18 protein-coding genes are annotated in these 22744 nt (G+C 43.5%); 5 read left to right on the top strand and 13 right to left on the bottom strand.

Annotated elements, in window-relative coordinates:
* Window positions 1-22: 22 nt before the first annotated feature.
* The 4 genes from E0F88_RS33725 to E0F88_RS16670 form a co-directional block, all read right to left on the bottom strand.
* On the bottom strand, window positions 23-193 hold the full coding sequence (locus E0F88_RS33725; protein ID WP_165940090.1) for a DUF2683 family protein: 171 nt from the start codon (window positions 191-193) through the stop codon (window positions 23-25).
* A gap of 66 nt (window positions 194-259) precedes the next feature.
* Window positions 260-748, bottom strand: coding sequence for a hypothetical protein (locus E0F88_RS16685; RefSeq protein WP_131959403.1), 489 nt, complete (start codon window positions 746-748; stop codon window positions 260-262).
* 412 nt (window positions 749-1160) lie between these two features.
* Window positions 1161-1370: a type II toxin-antitoxin system HicB family antitoxin gene (locus E0F88_RS16675; RefSeq protein ID WP_131959401.1), complete on the bottom strand. Its 210-nt coding sequence runs from the start codon at window positions 1368-1370 to the stop codon at window positions 1161-1163.
* Window positions 1371-1528: 158 nt separating this feature from the next.
* Window positions 1529-1819 (bottom strand): hypothetical protein, encoded by a 291-nt coding sequence (locus tag E0F88_RS16670; protein ID WP_131959400.1) that lies wholly within the window; start codon window positions 1817-1819, stop codon window positions 1529-1531.
* 477 nt (window positions 1820-2296) lie between these two features.
* On the opposite strand from E0F88_RS16670, the gene E0F88_RS16665 reads away from it, so the two are divergent.
* The 4 genes from E0F88_RS16665 to E0F88_RS16650 all read left to right on the top strand — a co-directional run bounded on the left by E0F88_RS16665 (window position 2297) and on the right by E0F88_RS16650 (window position 13254).
* Window positions 2297-3982 carry a hypothetical protein gene (locus E0F88_RS16665; RefSeq protein WP_131959399.1) on the top strand — a complete coding sequence of 562 codons (1686 nt, stop codon included), beginning with the start codon at window positions 2297-2299 and terminating at the stop codon, window positions 3980-3982.
* Between the two features lie 4 nt (window positions 3983-3986).
* Window positions 3987-9818 carry a carboxypeptidase regulatory-like domain-containing protein gene (locus tag E0F88_RS16660; protein WP_131959398.1) on the top strand — a complete coding sequence of 1944 codons (5832 nt, stop codon included), beginning with the start codon at window positions 3987-3989 and terminating at the stop codon, window positions 9816-9818.
* Between the two features lies 1 nt (window position 9819).
* A complete protein-coding gene (locus E0F88_RS16655; RefSeq protein WP_131959397.1) occupies window positions 9820-11853 on the top strand; it encodes a fibronectin type III domain-containing protein in 2034 nt (677 codons plus the stop codon).
* 69 nt (window positions 11854-11922) lie between these two features.
* Entirely contained in the window at window positions 11923-13254 is a 1332-nt protein-coding gene (locus tag E0F88_RS16650; RefSeq protein ID WP_131959396.1) for a hypothetical protein, read from the top strand.
* Window positions 13255-13388: 134 nt separating this feature from the next.
* Here E0F88_RS16650 and E0F88_RS16645 read toward each other — a convergent pair whose 3' ends face one another.
* The 9 genes from E0F88_RS16645 to E0F88_RS16605 form a co-directional block, all read right to left on the bottom strand.
* Window positions 13389-13970: a hypothetical protein gene (locus E0F88_RS16645; protein ID WP_131959395.1), complete on the bottom strand. Its 582-nt coding sequence runs from the start codon at window positions 13968-13970 to the stop codon at window positions 13389-13391.
* Between the two features lie 3 nt (window positions 13971-13973).
* Window positions 13974-14819: a metallophosphoesterase family protein gene (locus E0F88_RS16640; protein WP_131959394.1), complete on the bottom strand. Its 846-nt coding sequence runs from the start codon at window positions 14817-14819 to the stop codon at window positions 13974-13976.
* A gap of 199 nt (window positions 14820-15018) precedes the next feature.
* Window positions 15019-16257 (bottom strand): hypothetical protein, encoded by a 1239-nt coding sequence (locus E0F88_RS16635; protein ID WP_131959393.1) that lies wholly within the window; start codon window positions 16255-16257, stop codon window positions 15019-15021.
* 27 nt (window positions 16258-16284) lie between these two features.
* A complete protein-coding gene (locus E0F88_RS16630) occupies window positions 16285-17553 on the bottom strand; it encodes a hypothetical protein (protein ID WP_131959392.1) in 1269 nt (422 codons plus the stop codon).
* 7 nt (window positions 17554-17560) lie between these two features.
* The gene (locus E0F88_RS16625) at window positions 17561-18457 is read right to left on the bottom strand and encodes a hypothetical protein (protein ID WP_181956094.1); all 897 of its coding nucleotides are present in this window, start codon (window positions 18455-18457) and stop codon (window positions 17561-17563) included.
* Between the two features lie 9 nt (window positions 18458-18466).
* Entirely contained in the window at window positions 18467-19045 is a 579-nt protein-coding gene (locus E0F88_RS16620; protein WP_131959391.1) for a hypothetical protein, read from the bottom strand.
* A gap of 7 nt (window positions 19046-19052) precedes the next feature.
* Window positions 19053-19562, bottom strand: a complete 510-nt coding sequence (locus E0F88_RS16615) for an RNA polymerase sigma factor (protein WP_131959390.1) — start codon at window positions 19560-19562, stop codon at window positions 19053-19055.
* A gap of 204 nt (window positions 19563-19766) precedes the next feature.
* A complete protein-coding gene (locus tag E0F88_RS16610) occupies window positions 19767-20183 on the bottom strand; it encodes a hypothetical protein (protein WP_131959389.1) in 417 nt (138 codons plus the stop codon).
* 187 nt (window positions 20184-20370) lie between these two features.
* Window positions 20371-21657: a PQQ-binding-like beta-propeller repeat protein gene (locus E0F88_RS16605; protein WP_131959388.1), complete on the bottom strand. Its 1287-nt coding sequence runs from the start codon at window positions 21655-21657 to the stop codon at window positions 20371-20373.
* 320 nt (window positions 21658-21977) lie between these two features.
* On the opposite strand from E0F88_RS16605, the gene E0F88_RS16600 reads away from it, so the two are divergent.
* Window positions 21978-22547 (top strand): dihydrofolate reductase family protein, encoded by a 570-nt coding sequence (locus E0F88_RS16600; protein WP_131959387.1) that lies wholly within the window; start codon window positions 21978-21980, stop codon window positions 22545-22547.
* Window positions 22548-22744: the final 197 nt, after the last annotated feature.

Below are 22744 nucleotides of genomic sequence, written 5' to 3'. Positions count from 1 at the left end.
TTAATCATTTATTAGTATGTGATTAAGCAATCCCTTCCCACAAATTGTCCGGATCAACCCTTATAAGTGTCCCAGCCCGTTTCTCCTGCCTTGCTGCCTGAATTTTCATATCCAAACTAACAGACCCCGATTTGTTGAAAGGTATTTCAAGTGCTTTTAAAAATGCTTTTAGAGCTTTTATTTTTTTTGGCATGACTATCAATTTTAAAGCTTAGGGCCGAGTTTGAACCCGCAGTTTTTTTACCGCGAATAACAGTTTTTAGGGATTAAACTTCTGCGCCGGTACACCTAACAGCTTTTCAAGTTTTTTAATGATCTCTTCATAGAACCGGTTATTTATTCTTTTCTGTTCCGATTCTTGGATTTCATCATTCTTAAACCATCTCATTGAATCATTTCCATCAGTTACAGCCCGCACGGAGATCGCCATTACTTTCATATCATCTATATGATCACTTGAATAAGAAACGTAATACATTTCCTCAGGAATCTGCCCAAAGTAAAATATCTTCCCTTGTAAGAATCCATATCCACTTTCTTCCCAATTGTCAAGATATTTCCATTTCTCAGGAATTACATACTTTGGATTTTGTGCATAAAGATTCGCTATTGCTTTATTCATTTGATCCTCCGAAGCTGCGAAACCCCATGGCTGAAACGTCCCTAATGTTCCTGCAAGGTTATCCATATTGCAGCTTTTGGTGTTGCAACCCACCATTAGAATCATCAGAATACAAATTTTCTTCATTATTTATGGTTTCATGGCTGCTGCTTTTCGTATAGTAGTATCTGCTATTCAGTTACCTTAAGAAAAGTAAAGGTCTATTCATCATTGCTTACCTTTTAACAATCCTGCTCCTGATTATAACGGCTACCGTAGCAATAAATGTGATCAGATACACAATCCCCAGCCCCACCTTTCTGAACCTGAAAGTCTCAAAATCAAATTCTCGCAAAAGTCCACCACCTACAATGACAGCTATGATAACTAAGATTATTGGGAAGCCTTTCTGTTCATTCTCCATATTGATTATAGTTTTCCAGAAGTAATTGTTTAAGCTGATTGGATAGGCTAATACTACAAATCAAGTCTGCTGATTTTTATTTATACCATTTTTGATCCTGAATCAAACTTTTTTTACTTCAATTTTCACTTGTTGTTATGCGTACATCAATTTACCTTTCGGTTCAGGTATTTCTCTGCCCTCCTCCTTAGCAACTTGCAGCCAGAGCTCAATTACTTCCTGAGCATTTTGGAGGGCCTCGGTCTGCGTATTACCATGAGTCATAATCGTCTTCAACTCCGGAACTTCTGCAATAAAACACTCGTCCTCGTTACTCCAATAAATGATTACTTCGTACTTGCTCATAGTTTTACAAGTTTATATTTGATTATGATTTTTTTGAAGTAATTGTTAAGCTGATTGGATACGCAAAATACTACAAATTCAAATTTGTTGATCTGTATTTATACCATCTTTTTACATCTACATGTCTTTTTTATCAAGGTCCATAAATTCGTCTAATGTTAATTTTTCTTCTTCCATTTTTGAATGTAGGCAGATATTCGCTCGATAATAAATGAGTAAAGGATAATATCAAGAATTAGCGCTGCGGTAAATGAGCCTTCTCCAATTGAAGCATGATTAAAAAGCATTATCCACCACAGGTATGGCGCCGCAATAAACAGGGCTGGAAGAGAAAAAGCAAATGTTAATATTGTCTCCTCTCCTTCCGGCACGTTGACTCCGAACAAAACTGATAAAACCGTGATAATGGAAAGAATGGCAATTGTTTTAAAGAAAAACGTCTGATTCATATCAATTACTTGGAGTCATTGCCAATACACCACTTAGTACTATCGGTTGAAATTTCATTTCAATCAGCCAACAGCTAATTTTAACAGTGGATCCTATTGCTCTGCATCGAAGACAAAAGCGTCTTTTAATTGCCTCAAACATCTGCAATTTGTTTGGTTGTATCATAATGTGAAACTTTGGTTATTGAAGTTATACCAAAATGCCCGGTGCATAACCAGAGAATCCGGAGCTAACTACACATTCACTTTTCCAAGTACTCCTCCCCCTTCACTCACATCAACCCATAGTTCGCTAATTAAAATACCTGCTTCAATCATTGCGCTGAAATTCCATTTTAAAGAAGTATAAGTTTGATTCAATAAACCTCCGCACGACGCCAAAGCGGATCATTTGTCAGGTTTAGCGGCAATTGCAATTAATAGTTTTACCCGGATAGGTAACAAAAAATATCATTCAACCAGGAAAAACGAGTCAGTATGAAACTTCATTTACCTTTACTTTTTCTTGGGTTATCACTTTTGGTGATGCCGGTTGCAGCCCAGGATCTTTCCACGGTTGCAAACCAAAAACCCTTTGCAATCAGCGGTGCGCTTGACGTGCGGGCAATCGGGTACCAGTCAAAAGGTATCCCCGCCAGAAGAAGCCCGTTCTCATGGATCATTTCAGGAAGCCCCACCGTCTCAGTCTACGGCATCAGCATCCCTATTTCATTTATGTTCACCGAACAGGAGAGGTCTTTTAGCCAGCCTTTCAATCAGTTCGGATTGAGCCCCACTTACAAATGGATTACGGTGCATGGCGGCTACCGGAACGTCAGCTTTTCTCCATACACGCTCGCCGGCCATACCATGCTGGGTGCCGGAGTGGAACTGAATCCCGGCAAATTCCGATTCGGCCTGATGAGCGGAAGACTGAACCGTGCTACGACAGTCGATACGACCACCGGAGTGCTGCGGCCACAAAGCTTTTCACGTTTTGGAACTGCTGTAAAAGCGGGTTACGGCACAGAGCGTAACTATTTCGATATAAGTTTTTTACAGGCAAAGGACCGTGAAAAAGACTTTGGCATCAATCCCGACTCTGCGCGCCTGAGACCTGCGGCCAACTCGGTGTTAGGCACTGGTTTCAAAATCAGTTTTCTTAAAAACTTCCAGGTATTCGGTGACGGTGGGCTGAGTCTTTACACACGCGATAGCGGGTCGGATCTGGAAGTAGAAATCGATTCTTCCCAAAAGTTTTTGAGGAGCATTTCGAAAATTTTAAAAGTTAATTCCACAACCGAATATTACACAGCCTACAATGCCGGAGCCGGTTATACTAGCAAACATTTTTCACTGAAATTAATCTACAAATATGTCGATCCAAACTTTCAGTCAATGGGCGCTTACTTTTTTCAGGATGATTTAAGTAACCTGACTATCAACCCTTCATTTAATGCACTAAACGGAAAGCTGCGATTTACCGGAAGTTTTGGAATTCAAAAAGACAATGTGAAAAAACAAAAAAATGCGACCACCAGTCGTCTGATAGGGTTGGCAAATCTCTCGTGGGATTTGACGGACAGGCTCGGTCTGGACGCTAATTATGCCAATTTCACCACCAATGCTGAACCCACCGTGGCGATAGTCAACAATCGGTACCTTCTGGCACAAACCAACAGCAACGTTTCTGTAACACCCCGACTTATTGTTCCGGGAAAAGCAACAACGCAGGTCGTGATCCTATCGTACAATCTAAGCAGTCTGAAAGATCTCAGCAAGGACACTTTGCAGGCTGCGAACATCCTCTCACAGATCCTCTTTCTCAATCATAGCCTTACCCTAAACAGTCTGGGTGCTACCATCAGCTCCGGGTTGAATTATACCTCCAATAAGTTTGCTGCAAACCAGGTGAAAAATTACAGTGTTAGTCTGGGTTTTTCCAAAGCATTTTTAAAAAATAAACTCACTTTCAGCAGTAACAACAGCTTCATCATCACAAAGCCACTGCAAGGTGGGGGCAAAATATGGAATGTGGGTGCGAACGTATCGTATAGATTAGCCCAGACTCACCGGCTTGCCCTGCGGGTCAATGCATTAAACAACAGTTTGACATATTCCGACAATGAGCCTGTACACTATTCCGAGTTGACAGGTGAATTAGGCTACACTTATAATTTCTGACATCATGGCAAGGTTAATACTGTTTTTATTTATTGTTTTTGGTGGTCTGTCTGCCGTTGCCCAGAACACTTCGGTGAGGCTGACTTTGAATATTCTTCCACCCTACTCCACAAGTCTGACCGACTACCGGCCTTCACCTTCCGGACCGGGAAAAATGATTGTTACCGTGCAGAATCTGGGTTCACTTGAACAGCGCATTTACATTCGTGCAGAAGTACGCGGAGAAGATAACGGCGTTCGGATTTTCACCAGTCCGGATTACGTGCCGGCCACGCCGATTGTGCTCAATCCGTTTGAAACCAGACAGCTTTTCCCATCTGAGATCATGGAGATCTACGATCCAAACCGCCTGGTTTACATAGGCACAGATCAGCGGCAGATCAAAAATTCTGACAGGGTTCCCGAAGGCATTTATTCCATTTGCGTACGCGCTTACGATCATACGCCCGGCAGAACCCAGGTTCCTGTATCAATGGCAAATCCATCGGGCTGCGCCACGGTTTTCATGCGAAATACCGAGCCGCCTATTCTTATACAACCTTTTCAGGATGCAGAAGTAAAAGCGTTTCAGCCGCAAAACATCATTTTCTCCTGGACCCAGCCTGCCGGCTCCGATCCGGGAACGCTTTACAGGTTGCGGATCGTGGAAATGTTCGAGGGAGATGGCAGACGTATGGACCCTAACGTAATTTACGAGGCATCCGGCTCACCTATTTTTGATCAGGAAATTACAGGCAGTACTTACATTTACGGGCCGTCCGATCACGCGCTTGTTCCCGGTCGGCGTTATGCCTGGGCCGTTGCCGCGGTTGATCCAAACAGTAAAACGGCATTCCGAAACAATGGCAGAAGCGAGGTAAGGGCATTTTTGTACAAGGCTTTTTTACCGGAACAAATTGCAGTTGTACCGGTGGCGAAACAGCAAAAACCAAAGAAAGGCAAAGCAATTTCCTTGTCCACTGTAAAGTTTACCAGAGATACACAGATTCGCGATCTTGTTCTAAATAAGTTCAAAGGAAAACTGACCTGGGCATTTAGAAAATCCGAAACAGGCTTTGTTCCCGCCCCACCACCTGCTGCGGTTAAGGACCCCGATTTTCCAAACACCTCCGGGCCCGGAATGGGGAACCTGAACTTCCGTGCATTTGAATTGACATCCGCGGTTCAGGAAAGAGTTACCAATTCAGCTGTTAAAGCAACCGACAAAAAAAATAACTCTCCGGCTGGTGCTGGCGTCAATAATTCAGGAGCCGTATATGCTTTGGGAGGCGGAGATACCCGTATGCGCGTGGTGTCAAATCCTCTTTCGGACCGCGCCACAGCCAATACACAAAATTTGATGTCGAAACGCCAGCGGCAGCAGGAGAAAATCCTTTCACTTGCAGATGAAAAGCATTATCCCTTATCGCAAACCAAGGTCAGTGTTTATCTGAGAAAAAAATCGGTATCAGGAAAGCCCTCACAGGCAGCTCCGATGATTTTCTGGGTTGATGGAAAGGAAACAAAAGAAGAGATTTTATTGGGACAAACAAATACAAACAGCGCCGGAGAGTTTGAGCTCAACTACATGGATGATATTCCGGACGGATATGATGTCTATTTAAAGATCGATAACCCATATTTCGAATTTGCAGATTACGACATTCCGCTCGTGGCCGGTCAGAATGGTACTTACGATTTCGGAGAGCTGCTTGGACTTGCCAAGACATTCCGGGTCAGAGTGAAAGTGGTTAACGAGGAAGGATCTGAACTGGATCTGGCAACGGTGCGACTTGAAAGAACCAGCGGGTTTTACAACACCGCTGCCACAAATCAGAATCTTTTGCACGAAGTAATGAAGGACAGCATCACAGGAAAGCCAGCCGAAGTGGTAGCCATTGGGAAAAGCGGTTCTTTCTGGCCAAGATTATTTTACAGTCGGGGCTTTGCAGATTCCTATTCCGTTGTGATTGAAGGAGAAGGGATTAAAAAAACCGTTCACAACCTGAATCTGATCGATCTGTCAAACCTTGGCACCAACCTTTCTGAGTCCGACCAGGTTGTTTTGCTTGAAAAAGGTTTTGTGGCCGACATTTCATTGCCCGTTGTAGAAGGCCGCGTACTTACGAAAAACGGAGAAGTACCCGTAGCAGGTGCGGTGGTAACGGTTCGCAAAAAAGGAAGCATTTCGGGTGAGTCGACCCGACTGTCCAACGGTATGATCGGAATCACTTTTAACCTCAATGACAGATCTGCTGTCACAGATAGCCTTGGAAAATTTAAAGTTGAAAACATTCCTGTAAGCGCAGAAGCTGCCGAAGTGATGGTTGATTTCAAGGGTAAAAAAACGATTCATGACAAAGATCTTTATCTGTCCCAGCGCGGATTGCGTGAAAACATCGATCCGTTATTTATCAATGCTGAGCTGATCACGGTTGTGGGTAAAGTAGTTGATGTAAACGGAGAACCACTTGCAGATGCTTCTCTTAACTGGAAAGGCGGAGGCAAAGCGTTTTACAGTGAAGAAGATGGCAGTTTCACAGCCAGTCAGACCGAAGGGAAACATACCCTTGTTGCCCGTAAGCCCGGCTTTCGTGATATCGAATATCATGTTGAACTAAAAGCGGAATCCAAACAAAAAGGATCGGCAGTATCGGCAACCTCTGCTACATCCATCACAGCATCTGTGAATAAGTGGACACAGTCGGTAGGCACAGCGCAGGTAAATTTTAACGGCACTGGTAAATATAATGGTAAAACAATAACACCAAAACCACAGACGACAACGTCGCCTGCTAAACCGGGCATTCAAAATCAGTCAAGAAATATTACCTCCACAAGTACCTCGGCTGTCCTTACAACTGCTGCTCAAAACTACTTCGATGTATTCTCGGACGGAATGGCTTCTCAGTCTGTTTCATCAGGACACGTGATCGTGATGAGCAAGTTTTTTGTAAAAGCACTCGTCAAAGATGCCGGTACCGGAAAGCCCATTGCCAATGCGAAGGCGTCAGCAGATGGCGGATCCAGCATAGCGGTAACCAATGCAGCCGGTATAGCAATCGTAGAAGACGTGCCAGGCGGGAACGCGGCCATTGTTGTAAGCGGACCGGACGGTTCCTTTTATGCGACAAAAAAAGCCGAGGTTATTCTGGATGCTTCAAAAGATACCCTTTCTGTGGAAGTGAGTTTGAAAGCGGGTTCCAAAGCAAATGGGATTGTGAGACAAGGCGGCGCGCCTGTGGCCGATGCAGTTGTTGCGGTAGAAGGAATGGAACATATTAATGCCAAAACCGACCAGCAGGGCAAGTATTCGCTTTCAGGCATACCGGCCGGAGAATACACTTTGATCGCCAGTAAAGAAGGCCTGCTTGCCGGAGAAAAAACACAGCAATTCAATACAAATGAAACCTACCCAATTAATTTTTTACTGACGGATCCGGGATTCAACGCGGCCAGTCTGCTTGGTTTCAAACTCGTATTGCACCGCTCAAAACCAGGCGCTGCGGCTAATGAGTTCGTCATTTCAGGAGAATTAAAAGACTTGCCCGATAACCCGATTTTCAAAAAAACGGGCAACACACCATTGGCGCTGCGTTTTACAGATAAAATAATCATCAAAGAAGGTAACAGCATCTACCCAAAAGGCGGTGAGCTGATCACTGATGTATCAGAGATTAAACTGAAAGTATTCGAGTATCTGATCATTAAACTAAAAAACACAACCGGGCTTCGCGTACGAGCTGCTTCACCCGGCAGCCGCACGCAGGGAGAAATCGCCGGCGAAGCGGACATTGATTGGGGTGCAACCTTCTCTTCCCTTTCAGGAATCACTTTGCCGGATGTGCCGGTAAAAATCAAAATTGGTAATACAGATAACGTCATTGCGCCCATTAACAGCACCGGTACCGCCTCGCTCACTTCGCTCGGACTTACAGGTCCGGCAGAAGGCTGGAGTTTGTACGGAATCAAGGTCATACCCGATCTGGCTGGCTGCACAATTGACAAAGAAGGTTTGAATCTGAAAGGAAAGGTCAAAATTGAAAACGTGCCTGTTTTAAGTAACCAGGAATTAAAACTCGACCGCTTTGTAATCAATAAACGCGGCGAGATCAAAGATGTCAGCATTAGTCTGAACCCACAGCCGACCCTGATGCTTGTTGCCTGGAAACTAAAACTGAGCGGTGTGAGCATCAACCAATACGGACTGAAACTCAATGGAGAACTGGAAGTGCCCGTACCATCTTCTGACGTGGCTAAAATTACGGTAAAGGAATTGGGTATCAATGGCGAGCAGCTTACCGGCGGAACGTTTCTGCTTCCTTCGGCAGGTCTGGATATCTTCGGCCAGGTGAAATTTAAAACCAACCCCGGAAAAGATTTTACTATTCAGAAAATTGCCGGAAGTACAAATTACCGGTTTATCGGCGCGGGAACAATAGATCTGCCGAAATGGATCAACCAACGCATAGCGCTTGATCATTTCAGTATAGCGACCAATGGTGAGTTTTCAGTTGTTGCACAAACCGATGTTGAAGTAGATTTTGCAGGCATGGCCAAACTGGGCATCACCAAATTTGGCTTTGCGTCCAATGTTTCCCAAATCACTGTTGGAGGAAAATTCAGGTTGAACATCCCTATGTTTGGTATTGGTGCAGACGGAACGCTTTATTTTAGAAAAGGTCAGGCGCCACGGATCGATGAGTTGGGAGTTAATTTCAATCTGGCCTCAGCAATCGCATTGGAAGCCAAGCTCAAATTCAATGAAAATGAATTCAGAGGTCTGGGAGCAATGAAACTGGCCGGTATACCTGGCGTAGGCCTTGAATTCTGGTATATCAAAAAGAATGCAGGTCCCCGCGTAGGTGCACAGTTTGCTGCCAAAGTTGTGATTCCAATCGGTTTGGTAAAACTGGACGGCTTAACCGGCGGATTTGATTTCGATTTTGCAGAGAATATTTACAGCATCAATGCAGGCGGGCGCATTACGATAGCACCTGATCCTTATGGTGTGGTTGCCCTGGAACCGATCGCTATTAAAATTACCTCAGCCCCAGGCGGTCCGATATTCGAGGGAAATGCCGGCGTGAAAGTCCTCAATGCCTGGACGCTGGGCTCGGCCACGATGAAACTCGATTTTAACCGCAAACAGTTTTTCATCGACGGAGAGTTTGGTGCAGGATTTAGTCTGATGAAAGGAATTGATGTTGAAAGTAAATCCGGCGTTCACCTGGAACTTTACACCGGTACAGGAAGCAACTACTGGTTTGTAGCCGGTTACTCCAAAACGCGAATTTTAGGAATATTTGACACCGGCGTAACGATAGCTGCCGGATGGAATGTACCCAAAAGCACACACACTTCACTAAGCGGCATTCCGGATTATGTACTGACCAATGGAAGACTTTATGGCGGCTACTTTGGTACGCATTCCTCGATCGATATTGGAACTCCATCAATCAGCTTTGGACCGGCCAGTGCCGCAGTCTGGTACAAAAACAATGCGATGTGCGAGGTATATGCCAATTTTAAATCAAACAGTTACGGTTTAAAAATAGCTTCTGAATGGCGTGCAGGAGCTCGGATTACCGTCTCACCCTTTGGTGATATTGCCTCTGCCGATGTTAGGTTTGCCGGAGGCCTGGAAGGCTATTACAGTAGCAATAACTGGGGTATTGCCGGGCACCTTTCGGGAAGTGTAAGGGGACATATCGGGTGTGACGGAGGGTGTAACTTCTTCGCCTTTGCCTGGCCTTTACCCATTCCCTGCGGTTTCAAAATCTGCGCTGGCGCAGCCGCTGATGTTTCTTATAATTCCAATCGTGGTATTGGAATATCACTTAGACTTTTTGAATAACATGAAACTTACAAAACTGATATCCGTGACCATTTTGATTGTTTCTTCGATACCTTGCCTCGGACAGCTTGGAATTAAGGAAGGAAAAGATGCAGTATATGTTTACCTGGCGGACCGCAGACTGTCAGCACAGACGCCGATGCAATCCATTACAGGCGTAAATCTATATCGCGCAGTCGGCAATGAGGGTTTCAAATCAATTGGAAGAGTTCAGTCAGCAATTACGCCAGAAGACTTCAAACGAGTAGCGGGAGACGACATTTTAAAAAATATTCAGACACAGAAAAAATTAAAGTCTCAACAGGAAGCCTGGGAATTTGTTCGTAAAAACCCTCTTCTTACCGACTATGGTATTATAGTTTTATCTCCCGATTTTTCGGTAGCCATGGGCGCCGCCTATAAGGACGAAGAAGTAAAAAAAGCAGGAGCCAAAAGTGTCCGTTACAAAGCGGAGTTTATCAACGTCGATGGCAGCGTCAACAAAACAGCCGAAGCCAGTCTTACGCTTGGTTTACCGCCAGTTATCAAAAAGCCAATACTGGGCGAAGTTATTGAGGCAGATTCATCGGTTGTCGTAAGCTGGAAACTGGATGTGGCCACATCGCCAGATGTCATGCTGGGACAAATCTGGCTACGCGAAAAAGCCAATGCGCCATTCAAAAAGGCTGGCTACGCTTTTGCCAACCGCGATGAAAAGAACCAAAATATCACATTCACCTGGCAGCAGCAGGTTAAACCTGCGCTTTCTTATGGTCTTTATCTAGAACCACTGACGCTTTTAAATCTGCCCGGTCCGTTGTCAGATACTGTTTCTCTGATTTCAAGAAATTTCAGAAACCTGGCCCAAATACCGATTGCCTCTACCAAAGATACCTCCAACGGTATTTTTATATCCTGGAAAACAGTTGGTGATATATCCTTTCTGGGCGGTATTGTCATTGAGCGAAGTAAACTTCCTTCCGAAGGTTTTGCCCTGCTTGATACCATTCCGGCATCGGCCACATCGTATACAGATGTAAGGGTTTTGCCTAACACCTTATACCATTACCGGTTTAAAATGCTCAGTATTCGTGGAAGCCTTTCCGAGCCTTCTGCCTATGTTTCGCACCGCATGTTTGTCAAAAAACGAGCGATTGAAGCCCCGGAAGGTGTAAAAATTATTTACAACAAAACAGGTAATGCGATCATTTCCTGGAAACCGGTACCATCACCGGAAGTGAGCGGCTACCAGGTTTTCCGGACTTTGCAGGGAAACGAACAGTTTGAGCAGGTTTCAAATCTTTTGCAGGATTCAGTATTCCTTGATACCACAGTTCACAACAGCCGGCTGGTTTATAAATACGCCATCAAAACGCTGAATTACGAAAACCGCACCAGTGAGCTTTCCAAGGTTGTATTTAGCAGTCCGGCAACAGCCATTTTACCCAAAACCCCTTATGACATTGAAGGCTACGCCGAACCCGGCAAAATTACCCTGCGCTGGAAAGATATGGTGGCTTATGATGCATACATCCGAGGATATACCGTATACCGGAAAGCATTGGGCGCTGGCAGCAAACCAAAGGAAACCGAGCTTAGCGCGCAGGCCCTGCTGGCAGATGGATTCAGAAAGATCAGCCAGGAATTGTTACAGGAAGTAGTGTTTGTCGATAAAACAGCTACGCCGGGAATCAGCTATGCGTACGCAGTGACAGCAACCGATCAGCTGGGCATTGAAGGAAATGCTTTAGGCGCAAAAAAAATGGAAACTCCCCGGTTCGCTTTGCGGGCACCTGAAATCTACGTCCGGCCCACCAGCAAGGGTATCGAGATTACCTGGAACGATGTATTGGTGCCGGGCATAGACAAATATTTGCTTTTCACCCGCACGACTGCTCAAAAGGAACCTACCCTGTTAGCCGAAATTCAGCCCGGAAAAGAGGTTTTTGTCAATTCAGCCGCAAAAGCTGGTCAACAGTATTTTTACACCATGCAGGTTAGCGGGAAAGGAATTAAGAGTCCGCCCGGAACGGAGAAAAGCGCCAGAAGAGATTAACACTTACACACCTGTTTTGTTTTGGACAAGTACCTTTTGTATCAACAAAATTTAAAGAAATAGCTCATTATGAAATGCTTTATCCCTACAATCCTGACAGCAATTTTTACCGTTGGCTTTTTTTCTGCCTGTGAGGAAACGCTGGATCCCATTCCACCTACTCTTTCAAATATCAGCATCACCGCAGTTGGTGTTAATACAGCAAATTTCTCCTCGGCGATCTCCAAATCAGGAAACCAGGAAATCCTTGACCATGGCTTTACTGTATCACTTTCCGACGGTGCACCGGTAATCGATGACAAGAGTATCAAAAGAGGTGCAATTGACATGGCTACACCCACACCGATTGCAATAACCGGAGCGCTGTCCAATCTGCAAACGGCGACAGAATACTACCTGCACGCTTTTGTGATGCTAAAATCGGGACCGATATTCAGTGAAGGTGCAAAATTCAAAACTTCAAATGTACAGCAGCCTGGTATCAGAACTGACGGTTTCGATGCTGTCACTTACAATTCAGCGCAGATCAGAGGAAGTATTACAGCAAAAGGAAGTTACCCGGTATCTGAGTATGGAATTGTCTGGAGCGGCACAGACAACCCGACAACTGAGTCTTCATCAAAATATACCTTAAAAAGCGACGTAGGCAACGTGCCGGCTTTTTTTTCGACGGAAGCGCGGGGTCTGTCACCTAACACGACCTATCATTACAGGGCATATGTGATTTCTAATGGCGTGACAAGCTATGGAGCCGATGTGAGTTTCAGAACATCCGATGAAGCTCAGCCAAAAGTCCAGACCGGCGATGCCAAGGTAGGGACACGGGTCGCTTCATTGTTTGCGCAAATCACAGCTCTGGGAAGCTCTCCGATCACCCAATATGGTATTTGCTGGTCGACGCTGCCAAATCCCACTGTTGCATCAAACAAGTTCGTTTATAATGATGCTGTTAACCAGGTTCCCAAATCTTATTTCGGTGAAGCGCTAAACCTGGCGCCGTCTACCACGTACTATTATCGTGCATTTGTCACCATGAATGGAGTAACCACCTACGGCGATAGCAGAACCTTCCGTACTGCCATCGAACGTCAGCCCACTGTTGTGACCGGCGATGCCAATCCCCGCGATTACAGTGCGGTCCTTTCGGGATCCGTTACAGCAGCAGGAGATGCCGCCGTTTCGCAATATGGAATATGCTGGTCCTTAACTGCTAACCCGACGACCAGCAACAGTAAACTGTTATTCAACGGCAACATCACCTCGTTCCCGAAAAACTTTCAGGTAAATGCCACCAACCTTTCGGATGAAACCTCCTACAATTACCGGGCATATGTGATCATGAACGGTGTTACGACCTATGGAGCTAACAGAACGTTCAGGACACCAAAACATATAAACTGATTGATTGATGTACACCAATGAAAGGTCCGGAGCAGATTAGAGTTTTGTTCCGGCGTAATTAGCGGATATCCCGGACCAAATGCGCTTAAAAAAAATAGAACTATGAACTATATACGAAAGTAAAATGAATTTTATTAAAACTGCAATCTCACACCAACACCTGTTTTGATGATCTCGGTTGGTTTTAGTGATTTTAAGTTTAAGACGTAACTGACCATGTACAGGTCATTGGTATTTAATTCAACAAACCCCGTAATTGATTTGAACGGACTTTTGCTGAGTTTAACAGTTAGAGAAGATTCTGTGATTAAATGCAAACGGATTGCTGAATTCCACCAGTAATAGCCGTCAGGATATTTGGAAGGCCATTTAAGATAATAATTTTCACCAAACTGGTAAGAGGCCTTCACGCCAAAGTCGATGGGATTAATGCTTACGTTATCAGATAGTTTAAGCCTTAATGGCCTGTATACCAACGCAGCCGACAGGATATGCAGATCCCCTCCTTTGTGTTTTGGTACAAAACCATATTGCATACCGACTCTAAAATGATCGTTAAATAAATTGTAACCCGCTCCGACAGATACCCATCCATTGCTGCCAGCGTACTGCAAAGAAACATCGTCAGGAAAAACCGGATTGTTGGACTGCGCGCAGCAGTATCGGGCCGCCAAAATTAGGACCACCGTAATTTTAAGAATAGAACTTTTTCTCATGGCTTAATATTCAATAATCGTTTTCAGGACCCTTCCGTCGACTATTTTTAACAATACAAATGAATTTTGAGCAAAGGCAAAACTGGTAATGTAACGCACATGATCTTCAAAGGGATAAAAATCGTTGTGGTCGTGTACATGCCCGTGCAGGGATACCAGCATTTTGGGTGTATTACTGAAAAGACTTGTATAAGGCTTGACCAGTTTGGCATTAAACTCCAACGGACTGAAAGGAGGCACGTGGGATACGGCAACAATATGTTTAATATCTGAACCCGTTTGCAGCTGGTTTTCCAGCCAGCCGACATCAGGTACATTAACACGTTCATATTCAAGACTGTTGGTATTGTGCGCTACAAACTTGATGCTGTCATACACAAAGGAGTAGTCAAGCGGGCCAAACATTTTCCTGAATACAGCCTCGCCATTTCCGGTCAGGTCATGATTGCCGATCACACCGAAATAGGGTGTTTTCAAATCCGAAAGCCGTTTATTAACCCACTCAAATTCTTTCAGCAGACCAAAATCCGAAATGTCTCCGGCGATTAAAACAAAGTCTACATCTTTAATTTCATTCGCCTTTGTAACAAAACGGTTGAGCTCACTATACCACCGCTGGGAATCGCCTGCAAACACAATTGTGACCGTGTCATCAGGCGGAGTCAAATTTAACTTTAAAAGATTTTTCCCATTAAGATCCTGCACAGAACGATGGCTGCTGATCTGATTCGGGCTGAATTCAAAAGAATTGCAGCGAGCAAATATAAGCGTCAGCAGTAACCAGGCCAGAAATAAAGTACAATTTCTTACACAAAGGACATAGCTTTTTTGATAACAGGAATTTTTCATATCCGGCTTAGCGATTAGATAAATAGCTGATTTAATGACGGTTAATAAAGAATACTGATCTGTCGACCTGTCACTTAGTAAAGAGTTACTTTCAGTGACAAAAGGTTGTATGGTGATAAAAATAAATCATGCAATTTGGTTTATTTTAATACCGGTATTCTTAATGGTGCTTTCAGCCTGTTTAGGGTTTACAGGATTTTTACCAGGCAAAACCAAGGCCAACGGATGTTTTCAGGTTTATGTGTTTGGTGGAAATAAGAGCCTGGTTCTGATAATTCAGTGAAGTGTTTATATCCAGATAACCATGTCTGAACACTCTTTGTTGAAACCCAAAAACCGGCCCGGCTTTGATAATGTGCTTTTTAAGGTCAATATTTGGAATTTGAAAATTGCTGTAAGAGTGATTTCCTAAATAATAACTGTAGTCCGAATTAAGACCAGTGTAAATTCCGGAAAACCCATATCCTCCTTGTCCGTTTAACCGGCGCTTTTTATGAAGCAGATAGTAGCGCGGCTGGAATGTTAAGGTGGGAAAAAGTTCTTTTGAATACAACATCAGGTAATTCGTATAACCATAATCAGGAATAAAGTAGCGCTGATTTAGGTAATCAAAACCTCTCGTCATACCAACATTGAGCTCAAAATTTAATGATAGCGGTGACGTCTTTATTTTTTGTTCAAATGCAACACCAAAACGAATCCTGTTGAAATAGTAACCAAATGTGAGTTCGGGTAATCTCACTTTCCATTGCCTGTTAAGATGTTCATCACAAAGTAAAACATCACATAGCGGTCCAACCGGCGACTTTTTCCAATCTCCAAAAGCCAATCCGAAGCTTGACTGCGTCGAAATTGTAAAGCCTGCATCAAATTCGTTTTGAATTGCGACAGCGAAATCCATAAATCCGGAATTAAGGAACCGGCGCTGAAATCCTAATTTGATACCAATGTTCGGGGCATTATCGAATGTACCGGGCATGTTGTAGTAAAATGCAACGTAATTACCGCTGAAATTGCTGGCTGCTTTACCTGCTTTAACCCGTTTCCGCATATCAAAAAACCAGCGAAGCTGAGCGTCCAGTACGGTATACATAAGACTTGTACGCAAAGGCTGATCGCTTTTCAGATACGGAAGATGGCCCGATAGCGCGACGGAAAATGACGGCAAAAATTTGAACTCATAACCAAGATGTAATGAAGTGTTGTTACTCAGTTTATCGTCAAGCAGCGGTGAAGGGATCGCCTGATAATACTGCGACAAGCCCACTTTAAACATATGTCTGGTAGGTACTTTGGTCATAAATACATTTTCATACCGGTCAATAAAGCGCTGATTGATTAGTGTATCTGCCTGCTGCGAATAGCTAAAAGACAAGCTGTCCTGCGACCTTGCCTGGCAATAGAAAAATACCAAAAATGAAATAATATATAATCTCATTAACTCTTCTTTGTTAAAATGCGCTTTTTAAAATGCGAGCCCTACACCCAGGTATGTTGTAAAGCCAAATGACAGTTCCGGATCTCTATATCTCTTTTCAAGATTGTAGGAAGCATTAAAATCCAGGTAGCCTTTTTGAAATAGTCTTTGCTGAAAACCTGCCATTGGCCCCGCTTTGAGAGTTTTATTGTGTAAAACCAAATCATTCCTTCCGGTTATATCGATATTGTGTCTTCCCCGATAATCGTTGTACTCTGTATGAATCCCCGCGTACAAGCCGGACAAACCGTTACCGGAACGGCCATTCCGACGCTGGCGGTTTTGCAGCAAATAGTAGCGCGGCTGAATTGATAAAGAAGCATCAAGTTCAGTGGAAATAGCTAACCGATAACGATTTTCGATGCTTTCAGGTGAATACCTATCCGTATCCATGTAGTTCCACGTACTGTTTACACCGATATCAAACTGGTAATTCAGACTGAACGGAGAAGAGCCAATCTTTTTCTCGTAGGCAATTCCAGCCTTACCCTTTCTAACACGAAAACCAAAACTGATCTCGGGTAAACGAAGCTTCCACTGGCTGTTTAATAGTGGGTCGCACAGCAAAAAATCACAAAGCGGCCCCACCTTGGTTTTTTTCCAATCGCCGATTGCGAATCCTACGGTAGCCTGGGTTGAAATGGTCCAGCCGTAAAATAGTCCGTAATAAAAATTTTCACGCTGCTGCATAGCCATAGCAAAATCCATAAAACCGGAATTAAGTACCCTTCTTTGAAAACCGGCTTTTACACCAAATGAAGGATTTTTATTAAAGTAGTCTGCGAAACCTGTGGCTGTGTAATTCAGCGCTAAATAATTTCCACTGAAATTATTCACCCCCGTGCCCGAACGTATACGTTTTTTCATGTCAACAAACCAGCGTAACTGTGCATCAACGACCGTGTAATTCAGTGCGCTTTTTAAAGGAAATGTCTGAGCATAGAAAGGCAGATGGCCGGACAAGGCCAGAGAAAAGGAAGGTAAAACTTTAACTTCATAACCGAGATGAAGCGATGTTGTTGTAATTATTCCATCTTGTATAAGAGGGAAAAATAGGGCCTGATAATACTGCGACAAACCAACTTTAAACATATGCCTGGTTGGCACCATGGTCATAAATATCTTTTCATACTTGTCAACAACAAGTTGCGGAGCAAGCGAATCTTTTTGTTCGGAATACGAAATAGATGTACTATCCTGAGCGGCCAGCATCCTGACAAAACACATCAATAAAATCAATAAACCAGCCTTTTTCATCGATGCGTTATCTTATCGTAAGGTCTCCAAACTCAGAATTAATCTGCACGTTGGCGATTTGTTTTCTGTCAAAAAAAGCTTCTTTAAAATCTGCGGTGTTTTTTTTCCATTTAAAACCATTAGGAAGTTTCATGGTGGTGTAGGCGCCGTTTACATTGTAGTCAAATAACTGCCAGTTTTTGGCAAGAAGTGTAATGACCGCTTTTTTAGATTGTATCGTGAGGCTGTTGAGACCGGTAGAAGGATAAATTTCGACATTGCCGTATACGGCATCCATTTTAATTGCACCTGAAATTTGTTCGAGCCTGAGATTCGTGTGGTCACTGCCGAAAGAGAAAGTGCCGGAAATCTCTCTGCCTTTTAAATCGCCGAATCGGGTCGCAAGCATTCCTTTACCCTGCAAATCAACCAGCGTTGTTGTGCAGAAATCTGCTTTTAAAGACAGGTTATTGTTTAAACCTTTCAGAATAATAGTGCCAAAAGTATTTTTTAGATCAACCGCGCAGCTGGCTGGAAGATGTATGACATAGCGTGCTTTAAGATTGGATACAGGCTTATTTTCACCTTCTTTTAAAAGCACATAATTTCTCAAAAAATAATCTTTACCACTGCGCTCAGCTATATATTGGAATTTATTCAGGTCAGAAACGGCAATAGCCTTGTCGGGGTGCTTAGAAGAAAGTTCTAAAACAATTGATATTTCGGCTTTATCCCAGGCCACCAGTTCAATATCAGCCTTTTCAGCACTGATGTGAAGTGTGCGGACAGTTGGGTTTCCGATTGATTTTTCAACAGACTTGGTCGCCACCTGCAGCATATTCTGGCTATGCACAGGTGCGCATGCCAGCGTGATGATCAGGAACGCTCCAAAAACGATGGACCCGTAATTTGACTTTTTTTTCATCTTTCAGGACTAAATCATTTTAGCCATTTTATTTAAAATATCTGCTTTTTCCTGTTCTAAAACGCTGAGCTGTCTCATTAAATCGGGTTCGGTATTGTAATTCCCAATGGCCTGCTGCAACTCACGGGCGGCAAAGCGAAGTGCTTCATAGTCATGCGTCAGCTGCCTGAAATCCCGACGGTTACAAACCAATGTTTCAGTTTCACAATAAGTTTTTAACGTATTAAACTGCTCGTCAGTTGCCAGGTTACCGGTAGTTTGCAAACGGCTGTCAATTTCCTGTTGGGAAAACGCAATGTCCGGAGATTGAGCGGGCAGTAACAGCCATAAACCAAAAAAAGATGCAAGCAGTACTGTTGCGGCCGCATACCAGATCACAGCTTGTTTCTTTTTACCAGCCACCGATTCTTTTTCAATTAACGTCCATATCAGATCATCAGGCTCGTAATCAGAAAGTTTTCGGATCGCGTCCTGTAACGGCAGCTCATTGAGACCGTCATTAATCTGTAACCAGATACATTCGCCTGGTTCATACGTATTTAGCCCGGTCAGTGCTTTATTCAATTTTTCTTTATTGATATCTTTCATAGTTTGCTCATTTGGATGTTAACATGCTACGCAGCTTTCTTTTTGCATGAAACAATTGTGATTTAGAGGTCCCTTCCGAAATATTCATCATCGACGCTATTTCTTTATGTGTGTAACCTTCTACTTCTGCCAAAACGAAGATCGTCCGAAAACCATCGGGAAGGGAAAGAATGGCTGTTTCCAAATGCGCTGCATTTATCTCACTATCTCCCCAGTTAACACTTTCCTGATCATGGTCTTCAATATTTTCCCAGATAACCAGCCGCTTTTTCTTCGTTGACTTACGAACCACAATTTTTTTGATCCATGCTCCCAGCGTAGCTTCTCCCCTGAACTGATCCAGATGCCGGAAGACCTCTAAAAATGAGTCCTGCAACACATCATTGGCATCATCAAAATCCGCAGTGATTCGGAATGCAAGCGTGTACATACTTTTTTTGTAACGGTCATACAATAGCCGCTGCGCAGTCCGGTCGTTTAAAAGGCAATCTGCAATAAGCTCAGACTCCGAAGTCATAGAGTGGTTTTAGGTCCATATTTGAAGGAGGCATCAGGACAGTGAAAGGGTTGTATAGCTGCTGACATTTATTTTTAAGAAGGTATCAAATGTAAAGTTGCATGAATCTTTTTTAAAGATTCAGATTACTCTAACGAAGTATAAATCGCAACACTTGAACTTAACTTTATCGAAGCAGGATAAATTTAAGGATTAAACACTCACTCATAGCTGACTTATACTTTGACCACTCTTTTTCACCTGCAGCGGAACAGCTAAACCAGTCAACACACTCATATTATCCGGACTTGAATTCAGCTGTAAATCAGATTTAAAATAATCTATATAAATTCCCCTGAGCCGGACGATGACGGTGAGCCGTCGAAAAAATGGCTTATTTACATCGCTGTTATCGTAGGCTTGTTTTTGGTGATAACGGCTTTGTTTTGGGTATTCAAAACTTCGTACTATTGGGGATTTCAGCAGACACTGATCAGATTTTGCCTGCTTTCCCTGTATGTATTCGTCAGCCATGTCACAAGCCCGACTCCCGACCACTAGAATATCGGCTGGCCCGGAGGACTGGTTGACAACCCGTTTCGTATCTCGGACGACTACAACCGGTGGCTTCTGTTTGCACAAATTGTTTTACTGCCCGGAAAGTTGATGGCCTTCGGTTTAATCATGAGTTGGATTATATGCAGGCGTTTTTGGAAGAAATATAATTGACTAAAATCGTAACACGGAAAGAGTATCACCAGCAGGTTACGATTACTTATGTTAACTGCATGCATTTCTGATCAAACGGTTTGATACGGCTACTGCCAGGCTACTTACTGATCTTTTCAATAACCAGGTTGGCTACGGGAGAGCTGCAATAGTTGCACGTAACTGCTTTCGTAGAGCTAAGACATAAAAGCTGATTACCGGTATCAAATATTTTGTAAGGATAAGCTTTCGTCCTAATTGTTTTTACCTCATTAAAGTTGTCCGCGGTGTATACTTTGATATTTTTGGTCTGGCAGCCAGCATATATCAAATTTTCACTCTGATTAATAGAAAAAGTAGTGAAAAATAAGTTTCCGCGAGGTAAACTGGCCAGGTAAGTCATATCCTTATTATAAATTGCTCCGGTCGAAGAAGTGATGTATTTGCTGCCATCAGGAAAAAACTCAAAGATCTTGTGATCCAGCGGATAGTCTCCATGATACCGGTCATCTGAATGACTTACAAATCGCCCGTCAGCGGTAAACTTATAATAATCCTGATCAACGGGCCCGATGTTAATCGAGATCTCTATTAATTCCAGGCTACTATTAGGAATACGTTTAAACCGCGTTATATCAAAATCACCCGTTTCCGAAATTAAATTGCCACTTGCACGGCTCACGACTTTAATGGGACGATTTGTCCATGCCGAGGTAGAGACATAAAGGTTGTTGTTGTAATAGACCACGCATGAATTGGTAAGGCCGGTGCTGACCTGGGTAATCTTTTCGAGTGATATCGCATCATATACAAATACCCAACCGTCGTTCCTCGGCACGTAGAGCTCCTTTTTGCCATTATAAATACCAAAGTCACAGTAACCTATTGTTGCCTCAGTAGCAATCGTTTTGTTGAGAACCCCATTGGTGTTGTAAATACTGATTTTACCATTTTTTTCAAAGAAGTAAAGAAGGTTGTCACTGTAAATTATGTCAAAAGGAGCGATCTTAAGTGATTGGATCGCGTTGCGGGAATAGGTGATCACATTGCTAGCTACACTTTTGCCCGATGACAAATTGCCAATCACCTGATACTGAACCGTTGGACTGTAAGGGACGTCGTAGTCAGTTACAGCTGTTTCATCTTTTTTGTAAAATTGTTTGATCACAGTTAGAGATTCTCCTGCATCATCCCTACGTAATAAATTGTAGCTCACGAAATTAGCGGTGTCAAGAACAGACCATGAGATGCGTACAGAATCCTCCATAATTCGGGGTTCATTCAGGACGATTTTGTTAGAATAAGTTGCCGGGTGGGTTTCCAGATCAATGGGATCAATATCCTCTCCACGTTTCTTACAATTGAATAGAATTAGGGTGATCAGCAGGGCGAGTAATATTTTTTTCATTAAAGAATAAAGTCGGATTTTTACCAAAAGTATAGAAAAATGATAGATGAACTTAAGTAAACTTAAATTAGGAATTAAATCAGTTCAAAGTTAATTCGTTCACCAGCCCTTACCTGTGCCTTCCCGAGATTCTGTGATCCTACACAACTCACTAAGCTCATGCGGTGACTTTCAGAACTAGAAGCCAGATTCATTACTTGCAACTGTTGTCAGATATATTAAATTGTCGCAATACCACCCTATCCTTCTCCCAATCACCCCTCTTCCACCCAACATATCCCCATTAACTTTACACATCAGTCAAACCAGCAGCAAACAAAATGAGAAAGATCAAAATTATGGAACATATCTCGCTGGACGGGGTGATCGAGCAGGGGCAGGATTACGCATATGGCGACTGGACGAACCCTTATCGCAGTCCTGCTGGTTTAGAATTTGTTTTAGAAGCGCAGGGCAGCGTTTTCGATCTGCTGTTAGGCCGAAAGACCTACGATCTCTGGTCAGGATACTGGCCGAAAGCAGGCAATATGCCAATTGCAAACAGTATTAACGCTGCAACGAAATACATCGCAACACACCGGCCGGAGAGCCTGAATTGGGGTCCCGTCGCAGATTTGGGTTCAGATATCGTTGAAGGTATCCGTAGTCTCAAGTTAACCGCCGGTCCTGACATTATCGTCTGGGGAAGCTCAACACTGACTTCTTTGCTGCTGGATCATGGACTGGCCGACGAGGTTGTGCTGATCGTCTATCCCGTCTTGCTGGGCCGTGGCAAAAAACTGTTTTCTGATCACATTGATGCACGCGAACTTACTTTCATCAGCTCAAAAGTTACGCCTACGGGTTTACTTATGAATACCTACCGGCATGTGGGTCCCCTGAAAAAGTAAAAAATGCTTCCACCCATTAACCTTACGTGTAACCCGACCAGGCGTGCCCCTTTTTTTCGTCAGTCCACGCACTCGATAATAAGCGTTACCTTGATGGAAATATTCGATAAGACTTTTTCTTGAAAATCCCCTCTTTTCCGGAATATGCCCACTGTTCAATACCGGACACTCTTCGTTCCTTTGCGAACGCTGCATCT

The sequence above is a fragment of the Dyadobacter psychrotolerans genome, assembly GCF_004349265.1.
Taxonomy (GTDB): Bacteria; Bacteroidota; Bacteroidia; order Cytophagales; family Spirosomataceae; genus Dyadobacter; species Dyadobacter psychrotolerans.
This window is presented reverse-complemented; position numbering and strand designations above follow the sequence as displayed.